Below are 16,095 nucleotides of genomic sequence, written 5' to 3'. Positions count from 1 at the left end.
ACCAGCCAGCAAACTACTATCACAGCCTTATTTCACCTGTACGGAGTCGATTGGAGCTTGAAAGCACTGCACGATAGAGCAGGGATCCTGCAAGGTCTAGCAAAGGTAAACAAGTTATTTACCAGGTTCCCTTAGTTTATGTTAGGACACCCATTACCTCAGAATCCATCCCCTGCTATATAGTGAATAACTCAACTTAGAGTTCGGATACATTCCGGGCCTTCGTTTTTTACAGAGTTTACGTACGTGCTTACTTCATTTGCTTCTAGTTCTTCCATCGTCAGTTCATTTATAAAATCATGGGCATAGTATGGCTTTAATGTTGAAGGCGCGATCCACTCAGATTGACGACTTTTCGGAAGGATGACGGGCATCCGATCATGGATACTTTCCATGAAGGCATTGGCCTCCCTAGTTAAAATCGTACACGTGAAACGTTCCTCCTCCTGAGTTTTCCATTGGTCCCATAATCCCGCAAAAGCGAATAGCTTTCTATCTGTGGGCTTAATTCTATAAGGCTGTTTTATTTTATCTTTACGTTTCCATTCATAAAAACTATCTGCAATGATCAAGCAACGCTTTTTGGCCATCAGGTTTTTAAAACTAGTTTTTTCGTGAGCTGTTTCACTTCGGGCATTGATCATCTTATAGCCAATTTTGGGATCTTTGGCCCATGATGGAACAAGCCCCCAGTACATATAGCCCGCACGATTCTTCTCTCCATCGTTTATAATCGCCAATACTTTTTGACCTGGAGCAATATTGTACCTTTGTTCGAATTCTGGGATAGGGGAATTCAGTTCGAATTCATTCCTGATATCCTTCTCATCAACGGCAAGTGTAAACCTTCCACACATCTATAAAACCTCCCGCAAGCGTTATTCACCATCCAAATTTACGTTCGATCTTGCTGCTATACTGGCGAAAAGCTTGAGAACTCTGAAGCTTCCTCTTTTCCATCAACATGTTGTACCTCAACTTCTTTTCAGTAAGCTGAACATTCCACCTTGAAGCTTCTTCACACTCTTCGCTCTCTGTTATTAATTCCTCTAATTGTACAATTTCTTTTTTTAGCTGCATTTCTTCCGGAAGCATATTAGCATTTTTTAAAATGCGATAACTATTGCGTAAGTCGTCTGGCACATAAGCTAGATCATCTTTAGGAAGCGGCTTACCTTTCCCTGGTAAATGGTCAAAATCCCCTTGCTTAATGGACTGTTTAATCTTTTCTTCAACTAAATGACTTAAATCCATAAGTCCCCATCCTCTCATTTAGAGTAAACGTCGTTTAAAGGCAAGACGATCTTCTAAAGGGAAAGCTTTTACTTGCAGAATCCTATTGATCTTTTCTTGATTCATCGGATCATTATAGAGAACGTCATTGACGTCTGCTATTGTGACACCCTCAGGTCCAGACGATTTCAAAATGAATTGATCACCAGCCTGAATAAAACCTTCGCGCAGTACTCTTAGGTAAAATCCTGTAAAACCCGTTTCCTTAACTAGTTTAGGAAAACCTTCGATGCCATGAGTGCGAGCTATGATATAGCAAGGTTTCCTCGGCTTGGTTACTTGAAGCTCAGCTTCACCAATAGTAAATATATCCCCTATATTCGTTGTCCGCTCATCAATACCTTCTACTGTTATATTTTCTCCAAAAGAAGGAAATGGAAACCTCTTGTCGTACTCTTTTTCAAAATACTTATAGTGCTGTGCAGGATATAGACAGACAGCCTGATCTACCCCGCCATGATTCTCTTTATCTGCTTGTTCGTCTCCAGTAAAATTCAACTCGTTCAAATAAACTGGTTCAAAGACCGGCTTTTTCCGATAAGCGCTCGTAAGCTCTCCTTTATCAGTATCATACCGTTCAGGTCTCCCCACATTTAAAGATACAAGTTTATACTTCATGCAGCGTCCCCTCTCTCCACTTTTGAACCCAGGCGGGCAAATAATCATAGCTCCAGGCATCACTTGGATAGTCTATAAATAATTCTTCTCCATTTTCATACAACACTTGCACAAGTTCATTTACGGCTCCAAAATAGTAATCATAAAGAAATTCATAGCTGAATGGTTCTTTTGGAAGATGATTTTCTGCACAAACTTGAGGATCGGAATAATTCAAATACGTTCTGCAGGGAATCGGGCGGACCTCATACGCCATACAGGCTTGTGTGGTTGGATCGAGCATCGGACAAGGCATATTCAGCTTCTTGTAATCAAGTTTCGTTGATTCGTCCGTATAATCCATAGATAATGCTTGTTTTAATTTATTTTTTTGGTCTTTGAAGTATCTGTCCCAATGGTCATAAATGGCCTGCTTTCTTTTTTGGGGGAAATTTTTTATAGACTGAAACAACATCTTCGCTTCCATTTCACTAGTAATTATAGGAAAATAACAACAGAAGGCACACCCTTTGAAGCAGCTAGCTTCCATATTTGAAAACTGCTCCATTCTGCCGATTTCCTGGTCCACTTCTGAAAGCAGTCTTTGAAACCCGTTCAGTATCACGTCCTCCGTATCTAGTTCACTATTTAATAACTCGTCAACTATATCGTCAAAAAAACGCGGGTCCAGTTCATAGGATTGATTGATTTTGGTTGATTTTTCAATGATTTCTTGGTGTTTTAAATACCGTTCCATCTGTAAAAACTCCTTTGCTTCTGTTATCCATAGTATACACGCGTGGGGGCATGATCGACCACCAGTTCACAGCACCAAATAATTATTTTTGGTTCGACCCCCACAAAAAAACGATAGTTCAAGAAACTTATATGAGAATCTGTCATAAATTTGGAGGTACGCTACATGTTTTCAACTGCAGAGATAGGAATAGATTTAGGTACAGCTAATATACTTATATATTCAAAGTCTAAGGGAATTCTTTTAAATGAGCCATCTGTTGTTGCTTATAACACAGAAACTAAAAGTGTTGTTGCCGTAGGAAAAGAAGCGAAGGAAATGATAGGTAAGACACCGAGGAATATCATTCCTGTAAGACCGCTGCGAGATGGAGTTATCGCAGATTATGATATGACGGCTCAAATGCTGAAGGAACTTATGAAAAAAGTCAGCAGCAAGTCCGGTGTATCCATGCGTAAACCAACCGTAGTCATCTGTACGCCATCAGGCTCTACCTCTGTTGAACGACGTGCTATCCACAATGCCGTAAAAAGTTATGGCGCTAAACAAGTACACTTGATTGAAGAGCCGATCGCCGCTGCCATAGGGGCAGACCTTCCTGTAGATGAGCCTGTAGCTAACGTCATCATTGATATCGGCGGCGGTACAAGTGAAGTGGCTATCATCTCATTTGGCGGAGTTGTATCTTGCCGTTCGATCCGTATGGGTGGAGATGTTATGGATGAAGAAATCATCCAATATGTCCGTAAATCTTATAACGTATTGATTGGTGAACGAACAGCGGAACAAATCAAAATGGAAATCGGTCATGCCTTGGTAGAACATCCTGAAGAAAAAATGGATGTTCGCGGAAGAGATATGGTAACAGGTCTCCCTAAAACAATCGAGCTTTCTTCCACCGAAATCCAGTCGGCCCTAAAAGAGTCACTTGAGCAATTACTCGAAACTATCAGAGCTACTTTAGAAGACTGCCCGCCGGAATTAAGCGGGGATATCGTCGACCACGGGGTAATTCTTACAGGAGGCGGAGCCCTTTTGAAAGGGATGCAGGAGTGGTTATCCCAGGAAATTTTCGTTCCTGTCCATATGGCACCAAGTCCTCTGGAATCAGTAGCAATCGGAACTGGACGCTCTATTAAGATGATTCAAAAGCTTGAAAAAGCCGCAAAATAAACTCACATTAGTAGACATGAGACCGTCAATCTAATAATATCCAAGTAAGAAAGGCTATCCAAGTATGGTTAGTCTTTTTTGCTATGTTGAAATTAGAGGGTTTTTAGAATAAGATGGCGAATATATAAATATGTAAGCCAAATACAATTTAAAGGAGTTATGATATAAATATGAATAGGACCACTCTTTTAAAATGGATATCAGGAGTTTTAGAGGGATTGCTTGCTATTCCTCTAGCTGGAGGAACTTTTATTGTCAGCATGTCATGGACTCCTTTGCTGTTCATGTTCGCCCTCCATACCATAACCTTGATTTTATCCATTAAAGATTCGAAATTCAGCGCAGGCAGTATTTTAGGGATGATTACGAGCTTTATTGGGGCTATCCCCATTATCGGCTGGATTATGCATACAATTACAGCCCTCGTCTTACTAATCGATGCAGCAATTGAAACAAAGAATTAATATTCTACTTAAACGGGGTGATTATTATATTTGTTTCACTATATATAGTTCGAGTTCATAAAGACGATTTACACCGCTTCACCAAACTAGCTCAAAAAGCAAAACCGCTCATTCGTTCTTACGGCGGGGAACCTTTTTTGTATCAGGAAGATGCACTCACAGGAAGGCACGGCTCTATGGGGCTTCTGAACCTCTTTGAGCTGCAGGATGGAGAAGTGGTTTTTCTAGGAAAAGTGATTTTTCCATCCAAAGAAGACTATACACAAGCTATGGAAGGTATGAAACAAGACGACTTGCTCAAGCACTTATATGAACAACTTGCCGAATTTATTGACATTACTTCACTCATCACCTCCACTTTTTATGATGCTGAGTCGGAAGTGTAAGGCTGATTTATAATACAGTCCACAAAAAAGGAGGGTGTATCGCCATATTTACTATTATCTGTTTTTTCCGAGTGAAAAAAGATCGTGCCCAGAGATTCGTTAAGATGGCTAATAAAACTGGTGATATTCTATTATCTCACGGTACCCTTGAACACACAGTATACTTACCGAACGAACTTACAGGTGAACAAGGGTCTATGGGAATCCTTAACCTATTCGAGTTAGAAGAGGATGAAGATTTAATACTTGGTCAATCTGTGTATAAAGACGAAGACCACTATTATGAAGTGATGAAAAAGACAGGATCGAATGATATGATTCACTATTTGAACGATCACATTAAAGACATTGTAGAGATGAATAAAGTAATAACTTCTAAGTTCAAGTTAGTTTAATTTCTTCGCAGGAGGAATGTTACATGAAAATAGTAGTATTAGGAGCAGGTGCATTAGGCGCTTACTATGGTGCGCGCTGGCAGGAAGCAGGCCATGAAGTAGTCTACCTGGTTCGTGAAGGACGAGCTGAACAATTAAAAGATAACGGCTTGACTATATATAGCGAATTGGGGGATTATCAAGTACCTGATGTACAAATAGCACAGGATCCCGAAGAAGTAGAGGGAGCAGATTTAGTCTTCTTATCTGTTAAAGGCTATCATCTTCATGGAACGATTGAGTGGCTGAAGCAGCTCGTACAACGGGGGGCAAAGATCTTTCCAGTTCTAAATGGGATAGAGCATTTACCTACCCTGCAAAAAGAGCTTGGAGAGGAAGCTGTCATAGGCGGTCTAGCTTATATTATTGCCACATTAGATGACAAAGGTCACGTTATTCATTCTAGTCCATTTCACGACCTCGTATTCGGACCGCTGCACCCCTCTCAGCAAAGTCTCTGCGAAGAGCTAAGCCTCGCTTGTAATCAAGCGAACATGAGCAGCAGACAAAGCCCTCATATTTTAGAAGATATGTGGAGTAAGTACATGTTCATCACGGCTTTCTCAGGGATCACTACGTCTACAAACCTATCGATTGGCGATGTGAAAAAGACTCCTCAAACGTTAGGAATAGCCAAACGAGTGCTGGAAGAGATGAAATCACTGGCAAACGCTCATGAGATTGAAATAACTCAGGAACAAGTCGAAAATGCATTTGAACGTCTCAAAGGCCTTGATCACGAAATGACCTCTTCTATGCATCAAGACCGAAGGAAAGGACTTCCTCTTGAAGTGGAACACCTGCATGGAGGAGCCCTTCGTCTAGGAGACGACCGCGATATTGCCCTCCCTTATATTCAGACGATTCATGCTATGATCAAACCATTTGAAAATGGGGAAATTTAATAAAGCCAGTTGACTTGAAGTCAACTGGCTTTTCTATGATTCACTGATTGGCTCTGCTTTTGGTCTTTTCCCATTCTTTAATTCTTTTATACTCAGCCCAAAATCCATTTGAAAATGAGGATAATCTTTAAAAGACCGCCAATCCCCACCCCAATCAAACCCCAGTCCTTTAGCTATATCGACGACTTCCATCCAATCTGCTTCCCCGTTGTCATTCCCATCACGCTCCATATCCCACACGATTGTTCCCTCCCCATTCATTAAAGCAAAATCTATGGCGAGGCCATAATTGTGGTAGGATTCTCCCCCATCCGCATTCGTCACCACTTCACCTTCTGTTGACCTTCCTTGTTCATAAATTTCTTCTTGCTCTTCTATCGAACGCACTTCTTCCGTAATGACCACTTCTATCCCAATAATTTCCGCTTCATCGATCAGCTGATTCTTCTTTCGTTCTACAGTAGGATGAAGGTCAGAAGGGACCTCTCCCTCCTCTACATAATAAGTATTAGCCCGTCTATCCTGGATTTCTATTAATGTATATAAAAGCGTGCCGCCTGCTGTAGTAATGAACAAAAACCATACCGTCCGATTGAAAAAATTCCTCACCCTGCACGCTCCTTTTAATTTTTATAGTATGCTAATTTTATCACATGAGATAATTTTCAACAGGATTCGATATTCGGATATCAATGATATAATAGTTTTACCTTTTTTAAATCAGGAGGAATAGAAATGGCTGTATTTGCTGACAAAAGTACAAAACAAGTAATCTATGAACTCCTGATGCTCGGACTGGCCGCATTTTCAGTAGCTACAATTTGGCAGCAAAATGAATATGATAGTTATATAGTCTGGGGAACGTGGAGTATCTTTTTCGTTGATTTCATATACAGGTTTTATAAATCCTCTAAAAAATGGGATTTTATAAAGAAAAACCCTTTCATAGTAATAGCTGCGATTCCTTTAGATGCTATTTTCCAATTCGCCAGATTTGCAAGAATCCTGCACTTACTAAGGTTGAAATCTATTACCAAATATTATACGATGCCGTTTATAAAATTTCTGAAAAGACAGCACTTATCCTACGTCATGGGTCTTACTGCCATCATCATTTTCATTTTAATCATTCCTATGAAGAATATAGAAGACAATCTGAACAGTTACTCTGAGACTTTATGGCACTCTCTGAGAGCTCTTACATTTTTCGGAAGGGCAGGCTTTGAACCAGAAACCATTATTGGGCACGTCATTGTAGTTGTTTTCACCATTTTGGGAGTTATATTACATGGCCTGATCCTAAGTATTGCTATTAATTTTATAATGGAAATATCATTCATTAAAAATTTGATCAGTAAGTGGAAAGGCGAAACGAAAGATAAAAAATATCATAATAATGAATCGTAATTAAACCTCTGCTCACAAGCAGAGGTTTTTTAAAATTCCCCGCTTAAAAATTAAATCTAAACTGTTTAAAATGATCCAGAAAAAGGAACACGGTTTATATCTATTATGGAGGTGTTTGTATGACAGACAAAAAAAACAAAGCGAATTACAGCACAGAAGAAATAGAAAAAAAGCTCAAAGAAGAAGAAAAAAGACCTGAGGACCCCGTGCCTGATCAAGATATGAGGAAAGAAGAAAAAGAAGTAGAAAGAGGCCGCACCTCCAAAAATGACTCCTCTACAGAAGAAAAATATGATGAAGATTTAAAAAATAAAAAGTCTAATAAATAATAGGAGTGCTCACAATGTCTAAGTTCCAAGCTTATCAAATCGCCCAATTGGAAAACGGGGATGTAGAAGGAAAAATTGAGAATATCGCAAAAAAAGAACTGCCCGACAGCGAAATATTCATTAAAGTTCATTACTCCAGCGTCAACTACAAAGACGGGATGGTTTCCACACCAAATAATCCACTAGTGAAAAAATATCCAATAATCCCTGGAATTGATCTTTCAGGAGAAGTTGAAGAATCAAACGATCCTCGTTTTAAAAAGGGAGACAAGGTAATTGCCACTAGCTATGAAATCGGAGTAAACCATCATGGAGGTTACAGTGAGTATGCAAGTGTTCCAGCAGAATGGGTTGTCCCCCTCCCTGAAGGTTTGACCCTTGAGGAAGCTATGATCTATGGAACTGCCGGATTCACAGCTGCCCTGTCAGTACATGAGCTGGAGCAGTCAGGACTTAAGTCGGAAAACGGTCCTGTATTAGTCACCGGAGCTACAGGTGGTGTAGGCAGTATGGCTATAGCCTTGCTCGCTAAAAGAGGTTATAACGTAGAAGCAAGCACAGGAAGTCTTGAACACACGGAGTACTTAAAAGAATTAGGAGCTGAAAAAGTCCTTACACGTGAAGATGTGTATGATGGAAAGCTTAAACCGATTGCAAGTGAACGCTGGGCAGCAGCCGTTGATCCAGTTGGGGGCGAACAATTAGCTTCTATTATCAGTCATTTACAGTACAACGGTTCGGTAGCCGTAAGTGGATTGACAGGAGGAACAAAAATTCCAACAGAAGTTTATCCTTTCATTTTACGGGGTACTAGCCTTATTGGTATTGACTCCGTCTATTGCCCAATGGAGAAAAGAAAGAAAATCTGGCATCGATTAGCTAACGATATGAAAACTACTCATTCCTTCGACCAATTGAAATCGGTCATCAATCTGGAAGAAGTACCAAGTACGTTGGAAGCTATTCTACATGGTGAAACACGCGGGCGTACTATAGTAAAGCTATAGTACAGTATCGCTTAATTTAATTAAAACTTTATAAGCAGCAGCCAATACATGTTGACATAAACTTATCTATAGGTTATAGTTTTATATTAGTGCCTTCGCTAAAGGTAAATCGGAAATGAAAGAGTGATGTGTATGAGACTGGCATTCTGCTACGTTTTATCACGACTTAATCACACTGGATCAGCTTCGGAGCTGTAAGGATGCAATAGAGGTAGGGATTGCGTCGTTTAAGTTGATAAAAACTACCATGTAGAACGAACCGCGGCAATATGGGTTCTTTCCCCCTTGCATGTTCTTGCAAGTAATCAACGAAAGAAAAATTCATTAATCCGAATAAAATCTATTCAAGCGGGTCAGACGACGGTCTGGCTCGCTTTTCCATTTTAATCCATGATACGATGAGTGAAAGTACTCTTAAGGAGGTCTTCCATTGACGGACTATTTAAAGAAAATTGAACCTACAGATGTCAGATTCCTCATTGATCTGAGTGAAATTAAAGAAATGGTTCAACTCATGCTTGGGAATTTGAAAGAGCATTTACAAGTGGAACTTGGTTTCGATAAGATTGAAGATTCTTATAATACAACAACAGTTCGCCTGTTAATCAACTTAAAGGAAAATAGTGTTCTTACGAATGAACAGAATATGGAGCTTCTTGATAAAGGATTCACTGCAGGTGATGAACCTTTCAAAAATGGGGATCAGGTACTTTACAATATTTTCGGGCACGACTACTCCATCGTTTCTGTCACTAAAGATGAAGACGGAGATTTCATCACTATAGAAATGCCTTATGAAACATTCAAAAATCGTTAAAGAGCCCTTGCATTAAATATTAATACCGACCTAAGAACACTAAAAAAGCTTGGAGATCCTATGTGACTCTAAGCTTTTTTAGTATTTAGTTTATTCGATTAAAGCTCTCTTTAATCGAAGACTCAGTTTCGAGACTTATGTATGGGGATATGGTGGCTTTAGAAAACGGAGTGCTTGGTGAGATCTCGCAGGACGGGACGTCCGAGGAAGCTCACCGCGCTCCCACCGAAAGCGAGCCATTCCCCGCCGCCCTACCCCACTCACCCATTATCTCGAAACCAAGTCTTCCGCCCCTGACAGTTAACAGAACAGTAAACACTTTGCTACTCTTTAAAAGTTCACATAAAATTTCTCTTCCACCCCCTTTAGACAAATCCAATAACAATACATAATCGAATCCTCCCATAAAAAAATCGAGCAGAAAACCTTTAAGGTTTCCTACTCGATTTTTTCTGTTATTTTATTTATATCGTTCCTGAAATTCAGGTGAACTACTTATTATGAATGGATGTTTTTGACTCTCCCTACCTGGCCATCCTCTAAACGAACTTTAATCCCGTGGGGATGGGTGGGAGATTTAGTCAATAAATCTTTAACAACTCCTCGGGTTAACTGTCCGCTTCTCTGATCTTTCTTCAATACGATATCAACTTCCAATCCCGGTTTGATATCTTTTCTGTTCTCTCCGCTCATCATGTATCCTCCTACTTTCTATTATAGCCATCATATCATGTCCACAAATTGATATGTGTGAACTTTTATAAATAAACATCGTAGAACCTTTCATAAAAGCTACATTAAAACATAACGCTGATTAAAACATAGAAATATCCATAATATTATTTGGTACAACTATCATAAAAAAAGATACCCAAACCACGGGCATCAATTAATATCGTTTCATTCATATGAGGTCTGGTTTTGGATCGTTCCATCTTTTTTATGAATGATCGCTTTCGTCCCTTTATTTTTAGCGATTTCCTTGGCTCTTTCTACAGCATCCTGTTTATTCTTAAATACGTAAGACGCTCTTTTTGCATCTTCTGCCTGTACAGCCCATCCATCTTCATGCGATACAACATGTTCACCTTTATCTAACAATTCAGGTCTAGTTGAACTCGAATCTCCATCGGTGCTTCGTAAACTATTATCCGACATATTCCTCACTTGGTCGATTTCACTTTTGCTCGCACTGTCATACCATTCTTTAGCCTGCTCAGTAGCGATCGGTATAGCCCGTCCTTCATCGTACCCTTCACCTATCATAGCATTAGCGATTTCTATAGCTTTTTTACGAACCGTCTCATCCAGATTTTTCAAAGAGCTAGGGTAATCATTCGTATCCCAAGGCATAAAAAAACACTCCTTAAACTTATTTTTCATCATTTACCTCTATAGACTGCAATTTAAACCAATTTCATTCGTCAAAAATGTTAATTTTTCAACATTAATTAGTTTTAAATATTTTTTTTAGGGAAAAATTTAAGAGATTGTTAGAAATCAACGACATTTTATGTTAGAATTCCTAACATGAGATAATTTAGAGATTTCAGATAATTCATTTTGTACTAAAATCTCAAAAATAAAGAAAAGGTGAGGGTAAATAATTATGGCTTATACGAAGGAGTCAATCAAGCAAGTTGTAAATGAAGAAAAAGTTGAATTCATTCGCTTAGAATTCACAGACATGCTAGGAGACACAAAAAACGTAGAACTACCTATTGAAGAACTAGAAACAGTTCTAGAAAACGAAGCTATGTTTGACAGTTCCTCTATCTCAGGATTTTCAGATATTCAAGAAAGTGACATGTATCTTTACCCCGATCCAGATACATTCCTTATTTTACCTCAGGAGATGGACGAAGATCCTATAGCCCGATTTATTTGTGACATTTACACTCCAGATGGCGAGCCTTTCGAAGGTGACCCGCGTTATATTCTGAAAAGAGCCATGAAAGAAGCTCATGACCTTGGATATACTGTTAATGTTGGACCTGAACCAGAATTCTTCTTATTCAAACTTAATGATGAAGGCTATCCTGTCAGAAAAATGAATGACCGAGCAGGGTATTTCGATGCCTCTCCAAAAGATAAAGGCGACAATGTACGTCGTGATATCGTACGTACACTTAAAAAGATTGGATTTGAAATGGAAGCTTCTCACCACGAAGTAGCTAAAGGGCAGCACGAGATCAATTTCCGCTTTGATGAAATGCTGAAAACCGCTGATAACATCCAAACGTTCAAAAACGTAGTTAAAGATGTTGCAACGAACCATGAATACCATGCGACGTTCATGCCTAAACCGGTAACTGCGGATAATGGTTCAGGTATGCACTGCCACCTTTCCTTATTCCAAGATGGGGATAGCGCATTTTATGACAACGGTACAGAGGATGAGATTTCTCAAACGATGAAACATTTCATGGCGGGAATCCTTCACCATGCCAACGGAATCGCAGCTATTACAAACCCTAACGTCAACTCTTACAAGCGTCTTGTACCAGGATATGAAGCTCCTGTAAGCAGAGCTTGGTCTCACTCAAACCGAAGCTGTATGATTCGCGTACCGACTACTCGTGGTTTGGGTACACGCTTTGAAGTACGTAACCCTGACCCAACAGCTAACCCTTATTTAGCTCTTGCCGTTCTAATTCAAGCTGGACTTGAAGGAATCCGCAACAAGATGGATCCAGGTGAAGCTGAATCACGTAACTTATATGAAGTTACTGACGACAGTGTTCCTACACTACCAACAAACCTTAAGGAAGCTCTATCTGCTCTTAAGAAAGACAAAGTTCTTATGGATGCCCTTGGAGAGCACACTTCAAGAGTATATATTGAAGAGAAAGAAGAAGAATGGACGACGTATTCCCTGCAAGTCAGCCAATGGGAATTAGATCACTATATGAGTAAATAAGCTTCTCCCCTTTTTCCTGTATATATTGCAGGAGAAAGGGGGATTTCTATATTATTCCTCTTTTTTTACTTCATTTTCAATTTCCTCTATTTCAGCATTCAATTCCTCCATTTTACTTTCCAGAGCGGTCATAATAACGAGTTTTGAATCCATTTCCTCTTCGTAATCAAAAGATTGACCTAACAACTCTTTCACTTGCTTTTCCAATTGATAAAGAAGTTCATCACCGTCTGTATTTGCGACTATAGGTTTTTCTGCCTCTAATAGTTTCTGCAGATCAGCTCTAAGTTTTTTATTCTTTTCCTTTAAGGCAGCATTATCCTCTATCACTTCCTGGCGCTCCTTTTCCAACTTAACTAACTTTTCATCTGAAACTCTCTTAGCGATTTATACTATACTATCACTTGAAAGGAGATGGACATATTGAGAAGGAAAAGGGTAAATAAAAGTGGATCGATTAAAAAAGCTTCGTCTGAACCGACGATTATTGAAACACCCCAATATAGAAAAAATCATCCTATAAAACTGGAGGCTGCTGTGGAAAGAAAGGCTAACCTCCCTGGTTGTATCTTTTAAGCATTGCGGTCAAATAAGGGGCGGGTTTCCCCCTTTACCATTCAAGGGGACAACCTCTATTCTGACCATTTGTTTTCCATTCACCAGCAGTCACCCCATATACGACGTGGTCTACATATTGGTCGTACAGCCATTCCGCTTGTCTAATGTTTCCTTCTTGAATAAAACCCAGCCGCTCAGGAATTGAGCGGCTTTTTAAATTCTCTGAAGCTGCCCGTATTTCTACCCGATTCAGCCCTTTTTCATAGATGGCGTAATCTACCATTGCTTTAGTAGCACGAGTCATAATTCCTTTTCCTATAAATCTTTCTCCCAGCCAGTAGCCGATGCTAGTCTTACTATTTTTCCTATCTACAGCATGTATCCCGACCAATCCAGCTACTTGACCTTGATAAAGGATGCAAGTACTGACCCCTGTTCCGTCAGCAAACTTATTCATAACCATTTGGACAAATTCTTTTGTATGTTCGATGGATTCGGTCCCATCCACCCAGGCGAGCCAGGATCGTAAATGGCTGCGAGATTCGTCCATCACTTGATAGATCGCTTCAGCGTCTTCTGGTTCTACTAACTTCAGAGATAGTTCTTCATCAATATAATGCTTAAACATCGTCAAGTCTCCTTTGTTTTAATTCGACACGAGATTATCTTTTCTGAAAAAAAGAATCAGTTAAACTTTCGTGTTGATATAGAAAATGGGGTCTTGGAAATGGCTCGCTTTCCGCGGGGAAGACGGCGCCTCCTCGAGCTAAAGCTCTCCGGAGTCTAGCCTGTCTATCCTTTCCCGCAGGAGTCTCCCCATTTCCAAGACCAATACCCGGATATTAAAAAGGCTCTACTAAGGGCATTAGACCTTATCGAAGAGTGTTATTCCCACCCCTGAATTATATCCCTTATTTAGAAGATAAGAGAGCCCTGATTCTTTCTAAACAATTATGAAAATAAGACTCACAAACTTAATCGGTTGAATGATGTGAGAGAATTATGTTGACCCGTTAATTAATTACATAGGGGTGGTTTTAGGAATGGGCGAGACTCCTGTGGGATGAGAGTGATTGGTGAGATCCCGGAAGGAGGCAGCCTGAGGAAGCTCACCGCACTCCCACGGAAAGCGAGCCCATTCCTAAAACCACTTTCTACTTATCATGATGAAATTGAGTCTTCTGGATACCATACCATTAAATAACTCTCTTACGAATTAAAAACCGCCCCTATTAGAGACGGTTCACTTTGATTAAGGTTTCAATATAAGCTTACCTTTCGTCTTTCTCCCCTGCAATAATTCATGGACATGGGCCGCATCTTCCAAGTCGTATACTCCGCCGATCGTCAGCTTCAATTTACCTTGCTGAACCAGCTGGAGAAGTTCCTGTAAACTACTTTCGAATAAAGCAGGCTTTTTCATAATTTGCGGCAGAAAGAAGCCAATCACTGATAAATTACGATTCATTAAGCCAGATGGATACATTTCAGCTGGTTGACCACTGGCAACTCCGTAAATGACCACTCTGCCAAACGATCTCATACATTTAATCGTTTCATGAAAAATATTACCACCAGCCATTTCTAAAGCGATATCTACGCCTTTACCATCTGTAGCCTCCATAACCTCTTCCCGCCAGTTAGGGTTCGTATAATTCACCAAATGATCAGCTCCAAGCTCCTGAGCGAGGGCCAGCTTTTCCGCTGTACTTGCTGTAGCGATCACTTGACCTGCCCCGAAATGCTTAGCAAGTTGTACAGCTAATGAACCTACTCCTCCGGCAGCCGCATGGATCAACACGGTCTCTCCTTGCTCTATTCTACCCATCGTTTTTAATAAATGGTAAGCTGTTAAACCTTGCAGTGGTATTGCAACCGCTGACTCATCTTCCAATTCGGCCGGCAGTGGGATCAACGTCTTCGCGTCTACTGTTACGTACTCAGCATAGCCTCCTGAACCTATTAATGTCACTACGCGGTCGCCTTCTTGAAACTTACCTACCCCTTCTCCCACTTTCTCAACGACCCCGGAAACCTCAGCTCCAGGAATAAAAGGTAAAGGAGTCGGAATAACATAGGCACCTTGACGTCTTGCTGTGTCAGCGTAATTGACTCCAATCGCTGTGACTTTAACAAGAACCTCTCCCTGTTCTGGTATAGGACGGTCGACGTCAGCTTGCTCCAGTACATCAGGACCGCCATACTCTTTGAATTGAATTGCTTTCATAATTATCTCATCCCTTCTATTTACCTAAGAATTCCGGATTGCGCTTATCCTTAAACGCCTGCACGCCCTCTTTGTGATCCTCAGTGGCCGCCATCATCGTTTGAGTGATACGCTCTTGTTCGAGAATCGATGCCAAATCCGATTGATCAGCCTGATCCACGAGCTTTTTCATCATTCCTATAGCGCGCCCTGGCCCTTTAGCGATTTCTACAGCGTAATTCATGGCACCTTCTTCAAGTTCAGCCAATGGCATCACTCGGTTGATTAATCCCCACTCCATCGCCGTCTCTACAGGGATGGGCTCAGCTCTGAACAATAGCTCTTTGGTGCGGTAAGGTCCGAGGATTTTGCTTAAAAAGTAGTGCCCTCCTCCGTCTGATACAAGCCCTACCTGAGCAAAGCTCAATACGAATTTCGTATCTTCACCAGCAATGATCTGGTCACATGCAAGAGCCAGATTGAACCCTGCGCCTGCCGCATACCCGTGCACGACAGCAATGACTGGTTTAGAAATATCCTTGATTTTTAAAATAAGTTTATTCAATTCTCCAACATGGTCATAGAGCTCACTAGCGCCAGCGCTTCCCATGCTTTTTACATCTCCTCCTGCAGAAAAGGCACGCCCTGCACCTGATAACACAACTACCTTAATTTCATGATTATTTTCCGCTTCTCGCAGCGCTTCGTGCAAACCAAAAATCATCTCATCAGAAAAAGCGTTCAAGCTGTCTGGCCTATTTAATACACAGGAAAGCACGGGACCGTTCAAATTCACCTGTAAATGTTCATTACTCAAAGAATTCAAAATTCAACACTCCTTA

22 protein-coding genes are annotated in these 16,095 nt (G+C 40.5%); 11 read left to right on the top strand and 11 right to left on the bottom strand.

The window, feature by feature from the left end:
• Positions 1-191: 191 nt before the first annotated feature.
• Genes O2Q26_RS06935 through O2Q26_RS06920 form a run of 4 tightly spaced genes read right to left on the bottom strand, consistent with a single transcriptional unit; the run spans position 192 to position 2,647 of the window.
• Positions 192-857: an SOS response-associated peptidase gene (locus O2Q26_RS06935; protein WP_289215200.1), complete on the bottom strand. Its 666-nt coding sequence runs from the start codon at positions 855-857 to the stop codon at positions 192-194.
• Positions 858-882: 25 nt separating this feature from the next.
• Complete coding sequence (locus O2Q26_RS06930) at positions 883-1,254, bottom strand: DnaJ family domain-containing protein (RefSeq protein WP_289215199.1); 372 nt, start codon at positions 1,252-1,254, stop codon at positions 883-885.
• A gap of 18 nt (positions 1,255-1,272) precedes the next feature.
• The gene (locus O2Q26_RS06925; protein ID WP_289215198.1) at positions 1,273-1,911 is read right to left on the bottom strand and encodes an MOSC domain-containing protein; all 639 of its coding nucleotides are present in this window, start codon (positions 1,909-1,911) and stop codon (positions 1,273-1,275) included.
• Complete coding sequence (locus tag O2Q26_RS06920) at positions 1,901-2,647, bottom strand: YkgJ family cysteine cluster protein (protein WP_289215197.1); 747 nt, start codon at positions 2,645-2,647, stop codon at positions 1,901-1,903. Before O2Q26_RS06920 ends, O2Q26_RS06925 begins: the two co-directional genes overlap by 11 nt.
• A gap of 165 nt (positions 2,648-2,812) precedes the next feature.
• Here O2Q26_RS06920 and mreBH point away from each other — a divergent pair, with 165 nt between their 5' ends.
• From mreBH to O2Q26_RS06895, 5 genes are all read left to right on the top strand, one after another.
• Positions 2,813-3,820: a rod-share determining protein MreBH gene (mreBH, locus tag O2Q26_RS06915; protein ID WP_289215196.1), complete on the top strand. Its 1,008-nt coding sequence runs from the start codon at positions 2,813-2,815 to the stop codon at positions 3,818-3,820.
• A gap of 170 nt (positions 3,821-3,990) precedes the next feature.
• Positions 3,991-4,284 carry a hypothetical protein gene (locus O2Q26_RS06910; RefSeq protein ID WP_289215195.1) on the top strand — a complete coding sequence of 98 codons (294 nt, stop codon included), beginning with the start codon at positions 3,991-3,993 and terminating at the stop codon, positions 4,282-4,284.
• A gap of 17 nt (positions 4,285-4,301) precedes the next feature.
• Positions 4,302-4,670: a DUF1428 family protein gene (locus O2Q26_RS06905; protein WP_289215194.1), complete on the top strand. Its 369-nt coding sequence runs from the start codon at positions 4,302-4,304 to the stop codon at positions 4,668-4,670.
• A gap of 104 nt (positions 4,671-4,774) precedes the next feature.
• Entirely contained in the window at positions 4,775-5,065 is a 291-nt protein-coding gene (locus tag O2Q26_RS06900; protein ID WP_253934140.1) for a DUF1428 domain-containing protein, read from the top strand.
• Between the two features lie 23 nt (positions 5,066-5,088).
• Positions 5,089-6,009 (top strand): ketopantoate reductase family protein, encoded by a 921-nt coding sequence (locus O2Q26_RS06895; RefSeq protein WP_289215192.1) that lies wholly within the window; start codon positions 5,089-5,091, stop codon positions 6,007-6,009.
• 33 nt (positions 6,010-6,042) lie between these two features.
• Here the strand turns inward: O2Q26_RS06895 and O2Q26_RS06890 are convergent, their stop codons facing one another.
• Entirely contained in the window at positions 6,043-6,618 is a 576-nt protein-coding gene (locus tag O2Q26_RS06890) for a M15 family metallopeptidase (protein ID WP_390216833.1), read from the bottom strand.
• Between the two features lie 126 nt (positions 6,619-6,744).
• On the opposite strand from O2Q26_RS06890, the gene O2Q26_RS06885 reads away from it, so the two are divergent.
• The 4 genes from O2Q26_RS06885 (at position 6,745) to O2Q26_RS06870 (ending at position 9,569) form a co-directional block, all read left to right on the top strand.
• Positions 6,745-7,416, top strand: a complete 672-nt coding sequence (locus O2Q26_RS06885; RefSeq protein ID WP_289215191.1) for a hypothetical protein — start codon at positions 6,745-6,747, stop codon at positions 7,414-7,416.
• Positions 7,417-7,535: 119 nt separating this feature from the next.
• Positions 7,536-7,745: a hypothetical protein gene (locus tag O2Q26_RS06880; RefSeq protein ID WP_289215190.1), complete on the top strand. Its 210-nt coding sequence runs from the start codon at positions 7,536-7,538 to the stop codon at positions 7,743-7,745.
• A gap of 14 nt (positions 7,746-7,759) precedes the next feature.
• Positions 7,760-8,752 carry an acrylyl-CoA reductase family protein gene (locus O2Q26_RS06875; protein WP_289215189.1) on the top strand — a complete coding sequence of 331 codons (993 nt, stop codon included), beginning with the start codon at positions 7,760-7,762 and terminating at the stop codon, positions 8,750-8,752.
• Between the two features lie 430 nt (positions 8,753-9,182).
• Complete coding sequence (locus O2Q26_RS06870; RefSeq protein ID WP_289215188.1) at positions 9,183-9,569, top strand: hypothetical protein; 387 nt, start codon at positions 9,183-9,185, stop codon at positions 9,567-9,569.
• A 498-nt stretch (positions 9,570-10,067) separates the two neighbouring features.
• Here O2Q26_RS06870 and O2Q26_RS06865 read toward each other — a convergent pair whose 3' ends face one another.
• The gene (locus tag O2Q26_RS06865) at positions 10,068-10,262 is read right to left on the bottom strand and encodes a YwbE family protein (RefSeq protein WP_289215187.1); all 195 of its coding nucleotides are present in this window, start codon (positions 10,260-10,262) and stop codon (positions 10,068-10,070) included.
• Between the two features lie 207 nt (positions 10,263-10,469).
• The gene (locus tag O2Q26_RS06860) at positions 10,470-10,922 is read right to left on the bottom strand and encodes a DUF2188 domain-containing protein (RefSeq protein WP_289215186.1); all 453 of its coding nucleotides are present in this window, start codon (positions 10,920-10,922) and stop codon (positions 10,470-10,472) included.
• A 256-nt stretch (positions 10,923-11,178) separates the two neighbouring features.
• Here O2Q26_RS06860 and glnA point away from each other — a divergent pair, with 256 nt between their 5' ends.
• A complete protein-coding gene (gene glnA, locus O2Q26_RS06855; protein ID WP_289215185.1) occupies positions 11,179-12,489 on the top strand; it encodes a type I glutamate--ammonia ligase in 1,311 nt (436 codons plus the stop codon).
• A gap of 51 nt (positions 12,490-12,540) precedes the next feature.
• On the opposite strand, the gene O2Q26_RS06850 is transcribed toward glnA, so the two are convergent.
• On the bottom strand, positions 12,541-12,819 hold the full coding sequence (locus O2Q26_RS06850; protein WP_289215184.1) for a hypothetical protein: 279 nt from the start codon (positions 12,817-12,819) through the stop codon (positions 12,541-12,543).
• 93 nt (positions 12,820-12,912) lie between these two features.
• Between O2Q26_RS06850 and O2Q26_RS06845 the strand changes: the two genes are divergently transcribed.
• Positions 12,913-13,065 (top strand): hypothetical protein, encoded by a 153-nt coding sequence (locus O2Q26_RS06845; protein WP_289215183.1) that lies wholly within the window; start codon positions 12,913-12,915, stop codon positions 13,063-13,065.
• Positions 13,066-13,099: 34 nt separating this feature from the next.
• On the opposite strand, the gene O2Q26_RS06840 is transcribed toward O2Q26_RS06845, so the two are convergent.
• From O2Q26_RS06840 to O2Q26_RS06830, 3 genes are all read right to left on the bottom strand, one after another.
• Complete coding sequence (locus O2Q26_RS06840; protein WP_289215182.1) at positions 13,100-13,675, bottom strand: GNAT family N-acetyltransferase; 576 nt, start codon at positions 13,673-13,675, stop codon at positions 13,100-13,102.
• Between the two features lie 624 nt (positions 13,676-14,299).
• Complete coding sequence (locus O2Q26_RS06835) at positions 14,300-15,274, bottom strand: quinone oxidoreductase family protein (protein ID WP_289215181.1); 975 nt, start codon at positions 15,272-15,274, stop codon at positions 14,300-14,302.
• Positions 15,275-15,290: 16 nt separating this feature from the next.
• Positions 15,291-16,070: an enoyl-CoA hydratase/isomerase family protein gene (locus O2Q26_RS06830; protein WP_289215325.1), complete on the bottom strand. Its 780-nt coding sequence runs from the start codon at positions 16,068-16,070 to the stop codon at positions 15,291-15,293.
• Between the last annotated feature and the right edge of the window lie 25 nt (positions 16,071-16,095).

This window comes from Halobacillus campisalis (assembly GCF_030345335.1).
Classification (GTDB): Bacteria; Bacillota; Bacilli; order Bacillales; family Halobacillaceae; genus Halobacillus_A; species Halobacillus_A campisalis.
This window is presented reverse-complemented; position numbering and strand designations above follow the sequence as displayed.

Coding starts and splice junctions, on each gene's coding strand:
- O2Q26_RS06935 (WP_289215200.1), bottom strand. CDS start 857: ATGTGTGGAAGGTTTACACTTGCCGTTGATGAGAAGGATATCAGGAAT.
- O2Q26_RS06930 (WP_289215199.1), bottom strand. CDS start 1,254: ATGGATTTAAGTCATTTAGTTGAAGAAAAGATTAAACAGTCCATTAAG.
- O2Q26_RS06925 (WP_289215198.1), bottom strand. CDS start 1,911: ATGAAGTATAAACTTGTATCTTTAAATGTGGGGAGACCTGAACGGTAT.
- O2Q26_RS06920 (WP_289215197.1), bottom strand. CDS start 2,647: ATGGAACGGTATTTAAAACACCAAGAAATCATTGAAAAATCAACCAAA.
- mreBH (WP_289215196.1), top strand. CDS start 2,813: ATGTTTTCAACTGCAGAGATAGGAATAGATTTAGGTACAGCTAATATA.
- O2Q26_RS06910 (WP_289215195.1), top strand. CDS start 3,991: ATGAATAGGACCACTCTTTTAAAATGGATATCAGGAGTTTTAGAGGGA.
- O2Q26_RS06900 (WP_253934140.1), top strand. CDS start 4,775: ATGGCTAATAAAACTGGTGATATTCTATTATCTCACGGTACCCTTGAA.
- O2Q26_RS06895 (WP_289215192.1), top strand. CDS start 5,089: ATGAAAATAGTAGTATTAGGAGCAGGTGCATTAGGCGCTTACTATGGT.
- O2Q26_RS06885 (WP_289215191.1), top strand. CDS start 6,745: ATGGCTGTATTTGCTGACAAAAGTACAAAACAAGTAATCTATGAACTC.
- O2Q26_RS06880 (WP_289215190.1), top strand. CDS start 7,536: ATGACAGACAAAAAAAACAAAGCGAATTACAGCACAGAAGAAATAGAA.
- O2Q26_RS06875 (WP_289215189.1), top strand. CDS start 7,760: ATGTCTAAGTTCCAAGCTTATCAAATCGCCCAATTGGAAAACGGGGAT.
- O2Q26_RS06865 (WP_289215187.1), bottom strand. CDS start 10,262: ATGAGCGGAGAGAACAGAAAAGATATCAAACCGGGATTGGAAGTTGAT.
- O2Q26_RS06860 (WP_289215186.1), bottom strand. CDS start 10,922: ATGCCTTGGGATACGAATGATTACCCTAGCTCTTTGAAAAATCTGGAT.
- glnA (WP_289215185.1), top strand. CDS start 11,179: ATGGCTTATACGAAGGAGTCAATCAAGCAAGTTGTAAATGAAGAAAAA.
- O2Q26_RS06840 (WP_289215182.1), bottom strand. CDS start 13,675: ATGTTTAAGCATTATATTGATGAAGAACTATCTCTGAAGTTAGTAGAA.
- O2Q26_RS06835 (WP_289215181.1), bottom strand. CDS start 15,274: ATGAAAGCAATTCAATTCAAAGAGTATGGCGGTCCTGATGTACTGGAG.